Consider the following 15,743-nt stretch of genomic DNA (forward strand, 5'->3'; position numbering starts at 1 on the left):
GCCGCGCTGCTGGCGCGCGGCAAGGCGAACCGTGTGAAGGCTCCTGCCTGCGCCACATCGCACACACATGCGCAGGGTGAGGGGATCAGCCGGGCCGGTGGGCCCCGGTGCGGTCCTGCACCCCGGACGCGGGCCTTCTCGTCGGTCAGCAGCAAGGCGGCGGCACCGTCGCTGAGCGGGGACGCGTTGCCCGCGGTGACGGTGCCGTTCTCCTGACGGAGCGTCGGCTTGAGTCCCGACATCGCCTCCAGCGACGCGTCGGGCCGTACGGATTCGTCGGAACCGAGGACCTTCGGCTCGCCCCGGCGCCGCGGGATGCTCACGGGCGCGAGCTCGGCGTCGAACAGGCCGGTCTGCTGGGCGCGTGCGGCCTTCTGGTGGCTGTGCAGGGCGAACTCGTCCTGCTGCTCCCGGCTGATCCGGTGCTTCTCGGCGAGAAGCTCGGCCGACTCACCCAGTGGGACGGTCCACCGCGGTTCCATCCTCGGGTTGACCATGCGCCAGCCCAGCGAGGTGGAATACAGCTCGGCGTGTCCGGCCGGGAACGGCTTGTCGGACTTGGGCAGGACGTACGGCGCCCGGGTCATCGACTCGACACCACCGGCCACGGTGATGGAGGCGTCCCCGATCGCGATGGCGCGGGCCGCCTGGATGACTGCCTCCAGCCCGGAGGCGCACAGCCGGTTGACCGTCACGCCCGGCACGCCGGTGGGCAGGCCGGCCAGCAGCGCGGCCATGCGGCCGACGTTGCGGTTCTCCTCGCCGGCGCCGTTGGCGTTGCCGAAGTACACGTCCTCGATCCGGGACGGGTCCAGGTCGGGTGTACGGCCGACGAGTTCACGGATGGCGTGGGCGGCCAGGTCGTCCGGGCGGACCGATGCGAGGGCGCCGTTGTAGCGGCCGATCTGGGTACGGACCGCGTCGACGCGGTAGACGGTGTTCACAGCAGCCCCTCCGCGACGGCGAGTTCGGCGCCGGTCGTGGCGATGATCGCGTCGACGCTCACGCCGGGCGCGGTCTCGGTCAGCGTCAGACCGTCGCGTGTCACGTCCAGCACGCCCAGATCAGTGATGATCCGGTTCACGCACGCCTTGCCGGTGAGGGGAAGTGCGCACTCGGCGAGGATCTTCGGGGAGCCGTCCTTGGCGGTATGGGTCATCACGACGATGACCGTGCGGGCGCCGTGGACCAGGTCCATCGCCCCGCCGATCCCGGTGATCATCTTGCCGGGGATGGCCCAGTTGGCCAGGTCCCCGGTCCCCGACACCTGCATCGCGCCGAGTACGGCGACATCGATGTGGCCGCCCCGGATCATCGAGAAGGACAGTGCCGAGTCGAAGAAGGAGGCCCCCGGCAGGACCGTGACGGTCTCCTTGCCGGCGTTGATCAGGTCCGGGTCGGCCTGGTCCTCGCTCGGGTAGGGGCCGGTGCCCAGGATGCCGTTCTCCGACTTCAGGAACACCTCCACGCCGTCCGGCAGGTGGTTCGGGATCGGCGTCGGAAGACCGATGCCGAGATTGACGTACTGCCCGTCCCGCAGCTCGCGTGCGGCCCGCGCGGCCATCTCTTCCCGCGTCCACGCCATGGCTGGCCCACCGCCCCTCGTGCCCCGGGCGCGGAAACCGTGCGCCGTTCGATCTGCTTGTCCGCGGCCTGCTCGGGGGTGAGCGCCACAACCCGCTGCACGAAGATCCCCGGCAGACGCACCGCGTCCGGATCGATCTCGCCGGGCTCGACGAGCTCCTCCACCTCGGCGATCGTCACCCGGCCGGCCATCGCGGCCAACGGGTTGAAGTTCCGGGTGGATTTGTTGAACACCAGATTTCCGTGCCGGTCGCCTCTCCTGGCCCGCACCAGCGCGAAGTCCGTGCGGATCCCGCGCTCCAGTACGTACTCGGTGCCGTCGAACTCCCGCACCTCCTTCGGTGGGGAGGCCATCGCGACCCCGCCGGAGCCGTCGTAGCGCCAGGGCAGCCCGCCCTCGGCGACCTGCGTACCCACCCCGGCCGGCGTGTAGAACGCTGGGATGCCCGCCCCACCGGCCCGCAGCCGCTCGGCCAGTGTGCCCTGCGGGATCATCTCGACCTCCAGTTCCCCGGCCAGGTACTGCCGGGCGAACTCCTTGTTCGCGCCGATGTAGGAGCCGGTCACCCGGGCGATCCGCCCGGACGACAGCAGCACGGCCAGCCCCGACTCCATCGCCCCGCAGTTGTTCGAGACGACCGACGGACCGGACACACCGCACTCGAAGAGTGCCTGGATCAGCACGTTCGGCACACCGCTCAGCCCGAAACCACCCACCGCGAGCGACGCGCCGTCTCCCGCGTCGGCCACCGCCTCCAGCGCCGTGGAGACCACCTTGTCCATCACGCCGCACTTTCCGTTGCGGCGGCCAGATCGGGCGAGTGCTCGGCCAGCGGTGTGATGTCGATCGTCAGGTACGGGAACAGTGGGAGATTCCACAGGATGCGATGGAGTGCCTCGTTGTCGGCAACGTCAAACACACTGACGTTGGCGTACTGCCCGGCACACCTCCAGATGTGCGCCCATTCCCCCGACTTCTGCAGTTCCCGGCAGTACCTCTTCTCCCGCGCCACCAGGTCGGCGCGGACCCCGGGGTCGAGGTCGCGCGGAATCTCCACGTCCATGCGTACGAAGAACAGCACCGCGCGTCACGCCTTGTCGAGGGCGAAGTCGTAACGGACCTCTCGGCCACTGCCGTCCACCACCGGGGTGGGGTCGAGGATGAGTTCGGGCTTCACCGCGGAGGCTATGTCGTCGGCGACGTGCCTGCCACCCTTGAAGTACAGCTGAGTGGTGATGAGCCGGTGACCGGGCGCCGATGCCTTGAGGTGCAGGTGGGCCGGCCGCCACGCGTGCCAGCCCGCCGCGGAGATGAGGGAGCCGCAGGCGCCGTCCGTCGGAATCCGATACGGCGCCGGTTCGATGGTGCGGATCCGGAAGCGGCCGGTCTCGTCGGCGGTGACCGTGCCCCTGAGGTTCCACTCGGGCAGGCCAGGCGCGAACTGCGAATAATAGCCGTCACTGTCCGCGTGCCAGACCTCCACCTTCGCGTCGGTCAGCGGCGTACCGTCCACGCTCGTCACCCGCCCCTGGAACAGAAGCGGTGTGCCCTGCTCGCCCTTGCGCATGGGCAGGCTCGCATCGGCGGGCAGGGCCGGCGAGCCGGGGACGTAGTACCGTCCTTCGATCGTTCCCTTGCTGCCCTCACGCTGCTCGTTGGCCACCTCCTCGACGACATGCTCCAGCCACACGTCGAGGAACAGCGGCCACTCGCCGTCCTCGCCGACCCTGATGAGCCAGGACTTGAGCGCGTCGTACTCGGCGTAGCTCACCTGGTGACGGCGGATGATGTCATGGGCGGCCGTGAGGAGTTCGGAGACGAGGGTATTGACGCGCTCGGTGCCGACCTCGGCCGTCCCCGCGCGCTGCTTGCCGCGGAACTGCTCGGTGGCCGCCGCTCCTGAGGCTGCGGCGGTGGCCTGTTCGGTGGTGTTCTCGGTCATGATGATCCCGCCCCTTGGATGCGTTCCTGAGTGGGGCGACACGGTGTCAGCGGTCCTGGCGATAGCGCGCCAGCTTGTCGGGGTCTATGTCGATGCCGAGGCCGGCACCCTCGCGGATGCGCAGTGTGCCGGCCTCGATGGTCAGCGGTTCGGTGAGAAGGTCGTCGGTCATGTCGAGGAAGTTGGACAGCTCGCCCGCGTACCGCGCCGTGGTGCGGTGGGCCGCGCCGAAGGCGACCGTGCACAAAGTGCCCAGCTGACCGTCGATCTGATTGCCCATCACCACCTCGACGCCCAGCCCTTCACACTCGTGCAACACCCGCTGGGATCCGGTGAAGCCGGTGCGCGCTGTTTTGATGCTGATGGCGGTGGCGGAGCCACCCAGGAGTTCACGGGTCACATCGGCGGCCCGCGTGGCGCTCTCGTCGGCGATGAAGGGCACCGTGGTCTGCGCCACCAACCAGCGCCGGCCCAGCACATCGTCGGCGGGACAGAGCTCCTCGGCGAAAACCAGGCCGAGATCGGCCATCTCCCGCAGAGCCCGGGCGGACTCCGAGGCCGTCCAGCCCCGGTTGCCGTCGATATAGAGCTCGGCGTCCGGGCCGAGGGCCTCGCGCAGGGCTCGGCAGGCTTCGACATCCTGTGTGTAGGGGCGGCGTCCCACTTTCACCTTGAACGTGGTGACGCCATAGGTGTCCCGGAAGCGTTCCGCCTCGGCGACCATCGCCTCGGCCGGCGCGAACCCGACCATGTGGCTCACTCGCATGCGATCGGTGAAACCGCCCAGCAGCCCGGACACCGACATCCCGGCGGCCTGGCCCAGGATGTCCCACAGCGCCATGTCGATCGCGGCCTTCGCCGTCGGGTTGCCCACGGTGCGGTCGAGCCGATCATGCACCGTTTCTCGTTCCAGCGCCGACAGCCCCAGGATCTGCGGCGTGAAGATCTTGTCGATCACCGCCACGATGGACTCCTGGGTCTCGCCGTACGTGTACGGGCGTGGTGGTGCCTCGGCGGTGCCGATCAGGCCGTCCTCGGTGTGCACCCGCACCAGGACATGTTCGGCCGTGTGCACTCCTCCACTGGCGAATCTCAGTGGCTTCCGGAAAGGAATCGCGAAAGGAATGGTCTCCACCGCGGCGATCTTCACAGCGTGCGCTCCGCTCTTTCATCATTCCCCGGCCCGGTGGCTGCCAGAAACACATCGTTTCGTTCGAGTACGTCCAGCAGGCGCTTCAGCAGTGGTGAGTCGTCGTCTGCTCGCCAGGCCAGCGCCAGGGGAACAGAAAGCGCGTCCTCGATGTCCTTGCACACGACGCCCTCACGAGGTGCGGAGCGGATCGAGTCGGGCAGCACGGCGATACCGAGGCCGGCGGCGACGAGGGCCAGGGCCGCGGACGTCTCGGCGACCTCGTAGGCGGGGTGCGGGTAGAAGCCGGAGGCGAGACAACTACGGACGACGGCATCGTTGACAACGGAGCCGAGCCTCGCGTCGTACAGGATGAAGTCCTCATGCCGCAGTTGTTCGATACGGACGGTTTCCGCCCCGGCCAGCCAATGCTCCTCGGGGGCAGCCACAACGAGCGGCTCCTCCGCGACGAGACGGTGGACAATGCCCTCCTTTCTGATGGGAGGACGCAGCACACAGATATCCAAACGGCGCTCGATCAGCCCCAACTCCAGTGCGGGAGTAAGCGGCCGGCCGGCGCAGCCGCGGAACCAGCAGAGCCGTCCCGCAGGCCACTGCGGAGAGGGCTACTGCTGCCCCGATCCAGCCGCCGCGCACTGTCGCGGCGTCCATGACGGCGATCACCGTGAAGAACGCGACGAGCGCTGTGCGCCCGGTCAGGGCTGCCCATTTCGACATCTTTTCCGTGCTCACGTCTGCAAGGCTAGGCTGCGGTGACGGGTCGATCCCTCAGACGTTCGGCCGCGCCGTTCTCCTACTTTCGTAGGAGAGGCGCGACGCACAACGACCGATCTGTGGCCCGGCGCGGATTTCTCACGTCGATCGCATGAATAAGCGGATCTCTTCCCACGATCGGGTGATCGCGCAGCGCCAGGCCGAAGGCTGGATGTTCCTGACCGAGGCCGTTCGCGATCTGCGGACCATCGGAGCGATAGCCCCCAGCGGCAAGGCGCTGGCGCGTGCCCTGACCGAACCCGTCCGAGCCCAGGCGCCCCACCCGCTGGCCGTTCTGGAAGCGGGGGCAGGCACGGGCGCGGTCACGCGGGCCCTGATCCCGCAGCTGTCCAGGAGCAGCCGCCTGGACATCGTGGAGGCCAACCCCCGGTTCGCCGACCGCCTGGACAAGCTCGTCACGGCGCACCCGAGCCTGCTGGGCCCGGCCGGGCGGGCAGCGGTGCACCAGAGCTATGCCGAGGAGTTCGACACGCCTCACCTCTACGACGTGATCGTCTCCGGTCTGCCGCTGACCAACTTCGCCCCCGAGCAGGTCGAGCGGATCATGAGCCGCTACATGGAGCTGCTGCACCCGGGCGGCACGCTCACCTACTTCGCCTATCTCGGAACCCGCCGCGCCCGCTCGCTGACCGCTTCCCGTGCCGAGTCCCGCCGCCATGCCGCGGTGGACGGGGTCATGGCCGCCTTCCAGCGCACCTACGCCGTCAAGCGCTGCACCGTGTGGGCCAACCTGCCCCCTGCCCATGTCTGGCATCTGCAGCGCCCCCTGGTCACGGCCGCCGCCCCTTCCGCGCCGTGCCCCGAGGAGACCCGGCGGTGAACGCCGTCTCCCAGCTGCTCGGCCACCTCCCGCATGGCCTCGCCTATGCCGTGGTGGCGGGTGCCATCCTGGCGGAATCCGTTCTCCTGGTCGGCGCGTTCATCCCCACCCTCACCCTGCTCCTGACGGCCGGCGCACTGGCCCGCGACGGGCATATCAGCCTTCCTCTCGTGATCGCCACCGCTGCCGCCGCCGTGATCGCGGGGGACCTCCTCGCCCACCGCACCGGCACACTCCTCGGCGCGCGTCTGCGTACCGGCCGTACGGGACGCCGTATTCCGCGCGCTGCCTGGCACCAGGCGGAGAAGCTGATGAACCGGCACGGCGGCCGGGCGGTCCTCATCGCCCGCTTCCTACCCGTCGTCCGGACCCTCGCCCCCCACTTCGCGGGGGCCACCCGTCTGCCCTATCGCCGCATCGCCCCCTACAGCATCACCGCCGCCTGCCTGTGGGCCACAGCCGAGATCAGCGCCGGATACGCCGCCGCGGCCTCCCTGGAGCGCATCCTTTCCCTGGGCGCACCGGTCCTGGCCGCAGTCGCTGTCATCGCTTCTGCCGCCGTCGTGCTGTGGCGGCGGCACTCGGCATCCGGGCAACGGAGCGCTCCCGCGCGTCATCGACATCAGCAGTCTGTGGGTCTCGGCGGCGGACACAAGCCCACGACCTGTCTCACCTATCGGGGCACCCATGCCGACGACAACGCAGCCGGCGGCCCGGAACACGGCGATACCGGCCGGGAAATGCACGCTCCTGGACAGGTCGCCGCCATCGGTGACATACGCGGCGCGCTTGCCGGCCCACGCCTCGGCCGTGTCGAGGACGGCTACCCGATGCGTGAGGCCGCCGCTGCCCACCGCGAGATCGTGGCCGGCCACACCACAGGTAAAGATCGTCCTGGTCCCGTGACCCGACCCTGTCCGCACCGTAGGCCACGTCTCAGCCGAACGCCCACGGAGTGAACGATTCCAGAGGAAAACGGATGAGTTCGTGGGCGGGACGCCGAGAGGCTCTTGGCGGCAGTGGGCACCCTGACCGGCAGCGGCTCCAGCACCGCGGCCCCTCGCCGGGCAGGGCTCCGGCGGCCGGGAGTTCGGGCAGGGGGCGGGCCGGTATCGGTTCGATGTGCTCGGGGCCGGCCACCTTCCATCGCAGGGCGCGTCGGCGTGGACGGTGATGTGGGGCGCGCGGGCGCCGTCCCCGGGATGGCCCCGCGCCCGCAAGGCGGACGCGGGGCCAGGGCCTCTCGTTCGGCTCATGTCGAGCTCGTCGCCGACGGGCTACGGCCCTCGGTGCCCGCGACACCGTCCGCGACGGAACGTTCGGCGGCCGGTGAGCGTCTCATCGGGTGTGATGGATCTTCCTGAGACCACGAACCCCGTCGACACCCAGGACGAGCACGAGGATGAGCGAGTGCGGTCCGGCCCGCTGTGGCGCCATGCGCTGTGGGCGGCGCTCGTCACCGCCGCCGGAGTGACGCTGGGGTGGTTGGGCGCCCTGTTCCGCATCGGCCCGGAGGAGTACGGCCTGCCGCCCGCCGCGCCGGGAGCGCTCTGGCCCTATCTGCTCGCCTGGGCCGGGATCGGTCTGGGGCTGGGCGCCATCCTGCGGTTCGTGGCGGCCAAGGTGCCGGTCTATTCCCCGTCGGAGGTCCTTCTCGGCAGCGTCATGATCGGCACCCGGCTGTCCCTGGGCTGGCGGCCGGAGCCCCTCGAAGTCGCGGGCCTGGCCGCGGCCGCGCTGCTCCTGGTGACCATCTGGTGCGCCGTCGCACTGCGCGGGGCGGCCGTCGTACGACGGTCCCAGGACGCTTCCGGGGTCGCCCGGTAGGGCTTTGTTACGTCTATGGGCGAGTGGTCACCTTGGTGGTTCCCTGCGTCGACGAAAGCCACGACCGCACGGCGCCGGTCACGGTGGTGAGACGGTGCACGGGACCGCTGAGAAGCGGTCCAAGCTCCGCCGCGAGAAGAGGGACCTGGGGCGCTTCGGCGGAGCCGGCGGCGGGGTCAGGATCCTGTGGAGGCCCCGCGGCATTTCTGGGCCCGCAGCCACAAGCCGCCTTCGGACCAGCCGTTCTCACAGTCGTACTGGGCGTTGCTGTCACGGTCGATGACGACGAAATAGGAGATCGGACCCCAGTGGACCGAATCGCACTGCCGTGCGGACAGATGGGGCAGATCCGTCACGTCGGCCTCCGCGCAGATGATCCTCTGCGGCTGCTGTGCCGCCGGGCTGCCGATTCCAGCGCTGTACGAGGCCGCGGCCGCTCCCGCCGCGGGGGCCGCCACAGCGAGGAAGACCCCGAGCGCACCGCTCGTGAGGAACCGCCCGCCACTACGACAGGCTTGCCGTGTTGTACTCATTTCCATTTCTCCTTCGGGAAGGCCCGAACACCATCGCGCCCGGACGACACACACCGTCACCACCGGGACCGGATGGTCCGGCCCCCACTCCCGTCGGCACGCTGGGACCGTCGAGTTGAGTCAAACCACACAACAGGCAGGCGTTCGGAGCGCATCGACGAACCCGCTGCGCGCCGCACGCCCTCACCGGAGCCGAAACCATCGGCCGGAGCCTCCCGGCGGCATCGACAGGCCCGGCTCGCGCGGAGGTGCGCGGCCGGGCCCGGGAGTCTGCGGATGGGTCAGGACGTTCGGCAGGACGTTCGGTACGTGACCTGGGTGACGGACACGGTCTCCGTCGCCTCGGCCTCAACGCCTGCGTTGCCTACGTCGTACCGGAACGCCGCGCTCTTGAGAGCGGTGGCATCGTCCTTGCCCTTACGGATCACGTCGCAGACATCCACCGAGCGGCTGACAGCGCGGCTCACTCGGATGCGCTGCTCGCAGCCGTCGACGGCGCCGCGCTCGGACAGGTCCGACCTTCCAATAGCTCGAACGCCTTGTCCCCGTCGTCAAGACCGGTCCTGATCGCCCCCATCCTTCCGATCGCGTAGCGGCCGTTGGCGAGCCGATTGTCGACAGTTGCGGTGCCCCCCGCTGGAACAGTTGATCGTGACGAAGTACGCGCCTTCGTCGGTGACGTTGGAGAGGGCGTCGTCGAAGACCGCGCGCAGCTTCTCGGTGCTGTCGACCTCGATCTCGATGTTCTGGGTCCTGCCGCCGCGGTCCCGCTTGACGATCTTGCCGTGATCGGTCTCCCCCGTAAGCGTTTTCGCCACGCCTGCCTGCTGTTCCGCGCCAGCCCGTCGGCCTCGCGTCACCCTGCCGGATGACCTCGGCGAGAATGCCAGCGCCGCCCCGCGGACGCCCCTAGGGTTTGCCCATGCCTGTGAAGGTTCCCTTGGAGGAGACCGCGTTCAACGCCGACCGGATCGCCCGTACCGGCCGCCCCTTGGACGCCCTCGCCGTCCTCACCCGCTGCCGCACCGCCGAACTCACCGGCACCGTCAGCACCATCGTCACCCCGCCGGTGCCCCAGTTGGAGGACGTCATGCATCCTGCCCGCGCGTACCAGCCCCCTGGAACCGAACGGCGGTTCAGCGCGGTCCCCCACGGCGTCGGCAGCAGCATCCGCTCGGCAACCCCGGATACGGGGTGGGCGGCGTGAGCGACGAGCCCACCGATGTGTCGGCCGACGGTGTCCCGGGGCCGCGCACCGCCCCGCTTCCGCCCGCTCCCGCGGCAGAGCCTGCCGGACCGGCGAAGGGACCGGTCCGCCCCCTCGAAGCCGGGCCCGACGCCGCCGTGGAATCCGCCGCTCCTGGGCCGCAGATGCGGTACGTGGATCTGACCGGCAGTCGTGAGGCGGCCGGCCGCTCGATCCGGATGCGCGACATGGCCAGGCGCCTCCCGCAGTTGGTGCGCCGGTCGCTGGCCCTCGCCTGGCAGGTCGACCGACGGGCGACTGTCGGTCTCCTGCTGTGTCAGGCCGTCGCCGGCGTGATGCAGGCCCTGGGCCTGGTCGCGATCAGCGGCACCCTGACCGCGCTGCTGACCAGCGGCGACATCTACCAGCGGCTCCTGCAGGCGTGGCCGTCCGTGGCGCTGCTCGCCGGCGCGTCCGGCGTGCGCGCGCTCCTGGGAATCACCGTCAGCTGGCTCTCCTCCCGGCTGGGTCCGCAGATGTCGCGCGAGGCCCAGCAGATGCTGCTCACCGGCTGCGCCGAGGTGGAGCTGTGCGCCTACGACGAGCCCGACTTCAACCGAGACCGCGAGGCCGCCGACCGTGGCGCGCAGGTCACCGGAGACCTGATCGACGAAGGGCAGGACCTGATCGCCTCGGCGGCTTCCTTCCTCGCCGGGGCCATCGTGCTCGCCGGAGTGAGCTGGGTGCTCCTTCCGCTCCTGGTGGCGGCCAGCCTGCCGCAGGCCCTGGCCCAGATCAGCGCCGCGCGGGTGCGCTACCTGGCGAACCTTCGCAGCAACGGGGACAACCGGATGCTGTCGGTGCTGCGGTGGCACATCTTCACCCGGGAGGCCGCCGACCAGATCCGCGCCGGCACGATGGCCGCGTTCCTGTCCGGCCGGTACCGGCAGACGGTCGCCCGGATCAACCACGAGGACCGGACCGCGGCCGACACGGCGGCACGCATGTCCCTGGTCGGTGCGGTGTGCGGAGGCGTCGGCTCGGCGGTCGTCTGGGCCGCGGTCGTATGGCTGCTGGCCACCGGCCGCATCAGCGTCGGGCACGCCGGAACGGCCGTCTTCGCCCTGCAGACGGTAGGACAGTCGGTGCGCGGGCTCGTGGCCGTCGGGGCACGGACCGTGCGCACCGGGCTGTACATGGACGACTGGACCGGATTCCTGGACAAGGCCGGCGGTTTCCGCATGCGCCGTGGCCCGCACCGGCCCGAGCCGCCGAAGACGATCGAACTCAAGTCGGTCACCCACCGCTACGCCGGCAAGGACCGGGACGCGCTGTCCGACGTCTCGCTCACCTTGCGCCGGGGCGAGGTCACCGCCCTGGTCGGCTTCAACGGCTCGGGAAAATCGACGCTGTCCAAGCTGGTCAGCGGCCTGTATCTGCCCACCGACGGGCAGGTGCTGTGGGACGGCGCCCCCACGGGAGACGCCGACCCGCAGGCGCTGTGGCAGCAAGTCGCCCTGGTCCCCCAGGACTACGCCCACTGGCCCCTGACCGTGCGGGAGAACATCACGCTCGGGCAGCCCACGGCGCGCGGCGACGCGGCGGTGCGCGAGGCCTGCGAGGCGGCCGGCGCGGACGAGGTCGTCGACCGGCTCGGCGCCGGTCTGGACACCCTGCTGGCCCGGGAGTGGCTCAACGGGGAGGAACTGAGCGGCGGCCAGTGGCAGCGCATCGCCCTCGGCAGAGCGTTCTTCCGCGAGGCGGGGCTCCTGGTCCTCGACGAGCCCACCGCGAACCTCGATCCCCGCGCGGAGTACCGGATCTTCCAGCGGCTGCGCGGCCTGGCACGGGACCGGGTGGTACTGCTGGTGACCCACCGCATCACCAATGTGGCCGTGGCCGACCGGATCGTGGTCCTCGACGAAGGCAAGGTCGTACAGGAGGGCACCTACCAGGAACTCGCCGAGCAGGAGGGGCTGTTCAAGCAGCTGCTGTCCTACCAGGTCACCTCCGACGCGGCCCGCGGTGCCGGCGAGCGGCACGGGACACACCCATGAGCCACCCGGCGTTCCGCCCTCGGCGCCCGGGCGCCGAGGGCGCTCGGCGCGCACCGGCCTCTGCCAGGCGCCGGGCCGGGGAGGCACGCCGGGCCGAGGAGACACGCCGGGCCGAGGCTCCCCCGACCCGGTGAACTGAATCGTCGTCGGCCTGCCCCCACGGCCGTCCGCGGAAGCCATCGAGCCCGGACGCCGGCCCCCTGCCCGGACGCACGCCGGGCGCCACCCGCACAACCCACCACAGGAAGAAGCCACGTGAACCTCGACATGAGGCCCCTCGCCACGGCCGGACCACCGGCATCCGCCGAGCGGCCCGCGGTCCGCGCCGCCACGCCCGCCGACGCCGAAGGGATCGTCCGGCTGCGCTCCGCCTACGTCCTCTCCGAGCCCTTGAGCGAGGAGTGGATCCGGCGGTGTGCGAACGAGCTGGCGCCGCGGCTGACACCGGCGGGAGACGCCCGCGCCTTCGTCGTCGACGCCCCGGACGGCTCGATCGTCTCCTGCGCCCTCGGGCTGATCCACCCCGTACTCCCGGCACCGGCCTACCCCAAGGGCCTGGCCGGCCGGGTACACGTCGTCGCCACACACCCCGGCGCCCGGCGCCGCGGGTGTGCCAGGGCGGTGGTGTCCGCACTCCTCAACCGCCTCCACGCCGAGCACGTCACCCTGTTCGAACTGCACGCCAGTGAGGAGGCGGCACCGCTCTACCGCGAGCTGGGTTTCGCCGGCAGCGCGGCAATGATGCGGATGACGCGTCTCGAAGAACCGGTCGTCCCGAGCCCGCGGACGGGCGGCCCCGACTGGCTGCCGCCCGAGCAGTATGCCGAGACAGTCCTCAAGGCCACCGCCTTCGCGTGCGTCTATGTCACCGACGAGCACGACCGGCCGCTCCAACTCCACTCCGTCTACTCGCCTTCTCACCCGTGGCAGATGGTGGGCGGCACGATGGATCCCGGTGAGCGCCCCTGGCACACAGCCGTGCGCGAATGCCAGGAGGAGACCGGTATCACGCCGGCCGGGCCGCCTCGGCTCCTGGCGACGGTGTACAGCCTGCCCGGCACCGAGTGGCCCTACAGCACGATCGGTTTTGTCTTCGACGGCGGCCGGCTCTCCGAGGCCCGGATCCGCGGCATCGTTCTGGATCCGCGCGAGCACGACGACGTCCGGGTCCTGGCCTTGGCCGAGTGGGAGGCGCTGATGCCGCCTCGGGACTTCGCGCGCCTGTGCGCCGTCGCCGAGGCCCGCCGGACCGGTGTGGCCGCGTACTTCGACACCTGGGACTGGGGCAACGAGTGAGCCCCTGATCGACGTCCTCGCCTCCGGACGGTCCACCATGCGCCCCCTGCCCGGCCGCGGGGTGGCACGGCCGTCGCCTCCGAAACCCCCTCGCGTGTGACGCAGTCCGGATGATGAGGTGGCACGGTGACCAACCACGATGAGGCGGCGGCCGTCCGTCCGCTGACACTGGCCTGGGTGAGCCGGCATCTGGAGGCCGGCGAACGGATCGTCGGAACCGAGGCGCTGCACGGCGGCATGACCGCCGACATGCGGAGGCTGACCATCGCCACGCGGGACGGAGGCACCCGTCACCTGGTGCTGCGAAGCTTCGTCGACCCGTTCCGCGTGGAACACGCCGAGGACGGGCTGAACAGGGAGGCCGGCGCCCTGACCCTGCTCGCGGGGACCGGTGTGCCGGCTCCCGGACTGGTCGCGGTGGATCCGACCGCCACGCAGTGCGCGTATCCGTCGCTCCTCATGACACACCTTGCGGGCCGGACGGTCCTCGACGACGAGGGACTGGAGACGCGCCTCCCCCTGCTGGCCCGTCAGCTCGTGGCCATCCACGCGGTGCGACCCGTCGAGCGGCCCCGGGAGTATGTGACGTTGACGACCGCCGACACCGTCGTGGTTCCGAAGGGCGCCGACGCGGCGGCTTGGGCCGCCGCTGTCGACGTCATCCGCAAGCCCCCGCCACCCTGTGAAGGGCGGTTCCTGCACCGGGACTTCCAGCCGGGCAACGTACTGTTCGACCTGCCGCCTTCGACGTCGGCGGACGCCCGGATCACCGGCGTCGTCGACTGGGCAGCGGCCTCCTGGGGCCCAACGGATCTCGATGTGGCGCACTGCTGCACCAATCTGGCGCTGCTGCACGGCCCGGCGTGGGGTCCCCGGTTCGCCGAGGCGTACGAGGAGGCCGGCGGGGTGCTGGCCGCGGCCACGGAAGAGCGGCTGTACTGGCGGATACGGGACGGGCTGGCGTGCTCGGAGGAAGTACGGTCGGTGGCGCGGCCGTGGCGGGAGGCGGGGAGGACGGAGCTGACGACGCGAGCCGTGGAGGAGCGGCTGGACGCCTATGTCACCGCGCTGCTGGACACACCGGCCTGAGCCGGGGCGGTCCGCGACGCGGCCCCGGCCTCATCGTTCACCGCTCAAGCGGAGGGTGCGTCGCCTCCGTATCGGCGGGAGCGCGTCGCGGGTGCGCCGGCGGAAGACCAGGAACGCGGCGAACGCCGCGCCGGTGAGCCAGAGGAGCTGGATCGCGAGGCCCTGGGCCACCGACGCGGTGGAGAAGGCCGCGGCCATGCTGGCCTGCACGGCCCCGTACGAGGGCAGGAAGCGTACGACGGCGCTGTCCGATCCGGAGCTGGAGAGCGGGTTCTGGAGTGCGACGTCGAGGATGCTGATCATCAGGATGGCGAACATTCCCTCCACCTCGCGGCGGAGCACCGACCCCAGGACCACGCCGAGCGCGCCGTAGGTCAGGGCGGCGAAGAACAGCGCGGTGGCGAGCAGGAAGGGCTGCCGGGGGGACCAGGCGAAGCCGGCGGCGGCCGTGGCGTACGCGGCGATGGCGGCACAGACCAGGGTGAGCGCGGAGAGCTTGGCGAGCACCAGGTGGAAGCGCGGGTACCCCGCCATCGCCAGGCGCCGGTCGAAGGCACCGCCCGTGAACGTGGCGGCGAACATCATGAACCCGGCGATCAGGGTGACCGCGTTCAGCGCGCCGGTGATCTGGGTGAGGTGGTTGCCGGGCGGGGACAGGACCTCGCCCGTGGCCCGCAGCCGGAAGGGCGCCGGCTGGTCGGGAATGCTCACGTAGGCCAGGGCGATCCAGACAGGGATGTACACGACCACCAGCAGCATCGCGAACCGGTTGCGGGCGTGCCCGATCAGCGCGTACCGGGAAGCCGTGACGAACAGGGTCCAGTGCCTCCTCATGCCGCCGCCTCCGGCCGCCGGTCCTGGCGGGTGAGGCGTCCGCCCTCCAGGCGGTACAGCTCGTCCAGCCGGTCGACGTCGTACGCCAGGTGGGAGACGACCAGCACCGAGCGTCCGGCGTCGCGCAACTCGGTCGCCAGGTCCCAGAAACGCAGATACGTCTCCCAGTCGAAGCCCTGGTACGGCTCGTCCAGCAGCAGCACGTCCGGGTCGTGCATGAGCGCCAGGGCCAGGTTCAGCTTCTGTCGCGAGCCCCCGCTGAGCACGCCCGCGCGCTGGTCGAGGTACTCGGTCAGGGCCAGGGCCTCCATCACTTCCCCGGCCCGCCGCAGGTCCGTGAGCCCGAAGGCGTGGCGGAAGAGGTCCAGGTGCTGGCGGACGGTGAAGGAGTCGTCCAGGACCACGGACTGCGGGCAGTAGCCGAACCTCCCGCTGTGGTGGACCGAGCCCCGGTCGGGCCTGAGTTCACCGGAGAGGATCTTGAGCAGGGTCGTCTTGCCCGCGCCGTTCTCCCCGACGATCCCGGCGAGGACCCCGGGCCGCAGATGGAGGTCGACACCGCGCAGGACGACGTGCTTGCGGTAGGAATGATGCACTCCTCTGACGTCCATCGGGCCGCTCCGTCCATGCCAGGTCTTCGTCCTGAGGGC

The 15,743-nt window shown here is 70.7% G+C and carries 16 protein-coding genes and 4 pseudogenes; 7 read left to right on the top strand and 13 right to left on the bottom strand.

From position 1 onward, the window contains the following. Nucleotides 1–86: 86 nt before the first annotated feature. The 7 genes and pseudogenes from AB0P17_RS11540 to AB0P17_RS11570 form a co-directional block, all read right to left on the bottom strand. Nucleotides 87–944: pseudogene (locus AB0P17_RS11540) on the bottom strand (acetyl-CoA C-acyltransferase); the annotation flags it as partial. Further along, nucleotides 941–1,585, bottom strand: a complete 645-nt coding sequence (locus AB0P17_RS11545) for a CoA transferase subunit B (protein ID WP_365809840.1) — start codon at nucleotides 1,583–1,585, stop codon at nucleotides 941–943. The gene AB0P17_RS11545 and the pseudogene AB0P17_RS11540, both read right to left, overlap by 4 nt. A gap of 14 nt (nucleotides 1,586–1,599) precedes the next feature. After that, nucleotides 1,600–2,367: pseudogene (locus tag AB0P17_RS11550) on the bottom strand (CoA transferase subunit A); the annotation flags it as partial. Next, nucleotides 2,367–2,666 (bottom strand): muconolactone Delta-isomerase family protein, encoded by a 300-nt coding sequence (locus AB0P17_RS11555; protein WP_365809841.1) that lies wholly within the window; start codon nucleotides 2,664–2,666, stop codon nucleotides 2,367–2,369. The pseudogene AB0P17_RS11550 and the gene AB0P17_RS11555, both read right to left, overlap by 1 nt. A gap of 6 nt (nucleotides 2,667–2,672) precedes the next feature. Continuing rightward, on the bottom strand, nucleotides 2,673–3,527 hold the full coding sequence (gene catA, locus AB0P17_RS11560; protein WP_365809843.1) for a catechol 1,2-dioxygenase: 855 nt from the start codon (nucleotides 3,525–3,527) through the stop codon (nucleotides 2,673–2,675). A gap of 46 nt (nucleotides 3,528–3,573) precedes the next feature. Next, nucleotides 3,574–4,677 (bottom strand): enolase C-terminal domain-like protein, encoded by a 1,104-nt coding sequence (locus AB0P17_RS11565; protein WP_365809845.1) that lies wholly within the window; start codon nucleotides 4,675–4,677, stop codon nucleotides 3,574–3,576. Beyond that, complete coding sequence (locus AB0P17_RS11570; RefSeq protein ID WP_365809847.1) at nucleotides 4,674–5,204, bottom strand: LysR family substrate-binding domain-containing protein; 531 nt, start codon at nucleotides 5,202–5,204, stop codon at nucleotides 4,674–4,676. The genes AB0P17_RS11565 and AB0P17_RS11570 overlap by 4 nt, the downstream gene beginning before the upstream one ends. Before the next feature lie 338 nt (nucleotides 5,205–5,542). On the opposite strand from AB0P17_RS11570, the gene AB0P17_RS11575 reads away from it, so the two are divergent. Then, a complete protein-coding gene (locus AB0P17_RS11575; protein WP_365809848.1) occupies nucleotides 5,543–6,271 on the top strand; it encodes a methyltransferase domain-containing protein in 729 nt (242 codons plus the stop codon). Between the two features lie 53 nt (nucleotides 6,272–6,324). Next, nucleotides 6,325–6,738, top strand: a pseudogene (locus AB0P17_RS11580) (VTT domain-containing protein); the annotation flags it as partial. 138 nt (nucleotides 6,739–6,876) lie between these two features. Here the strand turns inward: AB0P17_RS11580 and AB0P17_RS11585 are convergent. After that, nucleotides 6,877–7,080 (bottom strand): annotated as a pseudogene (locus AB0P17_RS11585) (phosphatase); the annotation flags it as partial. Nucleotides 7,081–7,621: 541 nt separating this feature from the next. On the opposite strand from AB0P17_RS11585, the gene AB0P17_RS11590 reads away from it, so the two are divergent. After that, complete coding sequence (locus AB0P17_RS11590; protein WP_365809850.1) at nucleotides 7,622–8,098, top strand: hypothetical protein; 477 nt, start codon at nucleotides 7,622–7,624, stop codon at nucleotides 8,096–8,098. Nucleotides 8,099–8,274: 176 nt separating this feature from the next. Here the strand turns inward: AB0P17_RS11590 and AB0P17_RS11595 are convergent, their stop codons facing one another. The 3 genes from AB0P17_RS11595 to AB0P17_RS11605 form a co-directional block, all read right to left on the bottom strand. Next, complete coding sequence (locus AB0P17_RS11595) at nucleotides 8,275–8,631, bottom strand: hypothetical protein (protein ID WP_365809852.1); 357 nt, start codon at nucleotides 8,629–8,631, stop codon at nucleotides 8,275–8,277. Between the two features lie 281 nt (nucleotides 8,632–8,912). Further along, nucleotides 8,913–9,098 carry a hypothetical protein gene (locus tag AB0P17_RS11600; protein ID WP_365809854.1) on the bottom strand — a complete coding sequence of 62 codons (186 nt, stop codon included), beginning with the start codon at nucleotides 9,096–9,098 and terminating at the stop codon, nucleotides 8,913–8,915. Nucleotides 9,099–9,182: 84 nt separating this feature from the next. After that, a complete protein-coding gene (locus tag AB0P17_RS11605) occupies nucleotides 9,183–9,449 on the bottom strand; it encodes a hypothetical protein (protein WP_365809856.1) in 267 nt (88 codons plus the stop codon). A 104-nt stretch (nucleotides 9,450–9,553) separates the two neighbouring features. Between AB0P17_RS11605 and AB0P17_RS11610 the strand changes: the two genes are divergently transcribed. From AB0P17_RS11610 to AB0P17_RS11625, 4 genes are all read left to right on the top strand, one after another. After that, on the top strand, nucleotides 9,554–9,838 hold the full coding sequence (locus tag AB0P17_RS11610; RefSeq protein ID WP_365809857.1) for a hypothetical protein: 285 nt from the start codon (nucleotides 9,554–9,556) through the stop codon (nucleotides 9,836–9,838). Nucleotides 9,839–10,002: 164 nt separating this feature from the next. Next, complete coding sequence (locus AB0P17_RS11615; protein WP_365809937.1) at nucleotides 10,003–11,874, top strand: ABC transporter ATP-binding protein; 1,872 nt, start codon at nucleotides 10,003–10,005, stop codon at nucleotides 11,872–11,874. A gap of 255 nt (nucleotides 11,875–12,129) precedes the next feature. Continuing rightward, nucleotides 12,130–13,170: a GNAT family N-acetyltransferase gene (locus AB0P17_RS11620; protein WP_365809859.1), complete on the top strand. Its 1,041-nt coding sequence runs from the start codon at nucleotides 12,130–12,132 to the stop codon at nucleotides 13,168–13,170. A 126-nt stretch (nucleotides 13,171–13,296) separates the two neighbouring features. Beyond that, nucleotides 13,297–14,259, top strand: a complete 963-nt coding sequence (locus tag AB0P17_RS11625; protein ID WP_365809860.1) for an aminoglycoside phosphotransferase family protein — start codon at nucleotides 13,297–13,299, stop codon at nucleotides 14,257–14,259. A gap of 30 nt (nucleotides 14,260–14,289) precedes the next feature. On the opposite strand, the gene AB0P17_RS11630 is transcribed toward AB0P17_RS11625, so the two are convergent. Together AB0P17_RS11630 and AB0P17_RS11635 are read right to left on the bottom strand one after the other, a co-directional pair. Then, nucleotides 14,290–15,093 carry an ABC transporter permease gene (locus AB0P17_RS11630; protein WP_365809862.1) on the bottom strand — a complete coding sequence of 268 codons (804 nt, stop codon included), beginning with the start codon at nucleotides 15,091–15,093 and terminating at the stop codon, nucleotides 14,290–14,292. Further along, entirely contained in the window at nucleotides 15,090–15,704 is a 615-nt protein-coding gene (locus AB0P17_RS11635) for an ABC transporter ATP-binding protein (RefSeq protein ID WP_365809864.1), read from the bottom strand. Before AB0P17_RS11635 ends, AB0P17_RS11630 begins: the two co-directional genes overlap by 4 nt. Nucleotides 15,705–15,743: the final 39 nt, after the last annotated feature.

The sequence above is a fragment of the Streptomyces sp. NPDC088124 genome (genome assembly GCF_040685895.1).
Lineage (GTDB): Bacteria > Actinomycetota > Actinomycetes > Streptomycetales > Streptomycetaceae > Streptomyces.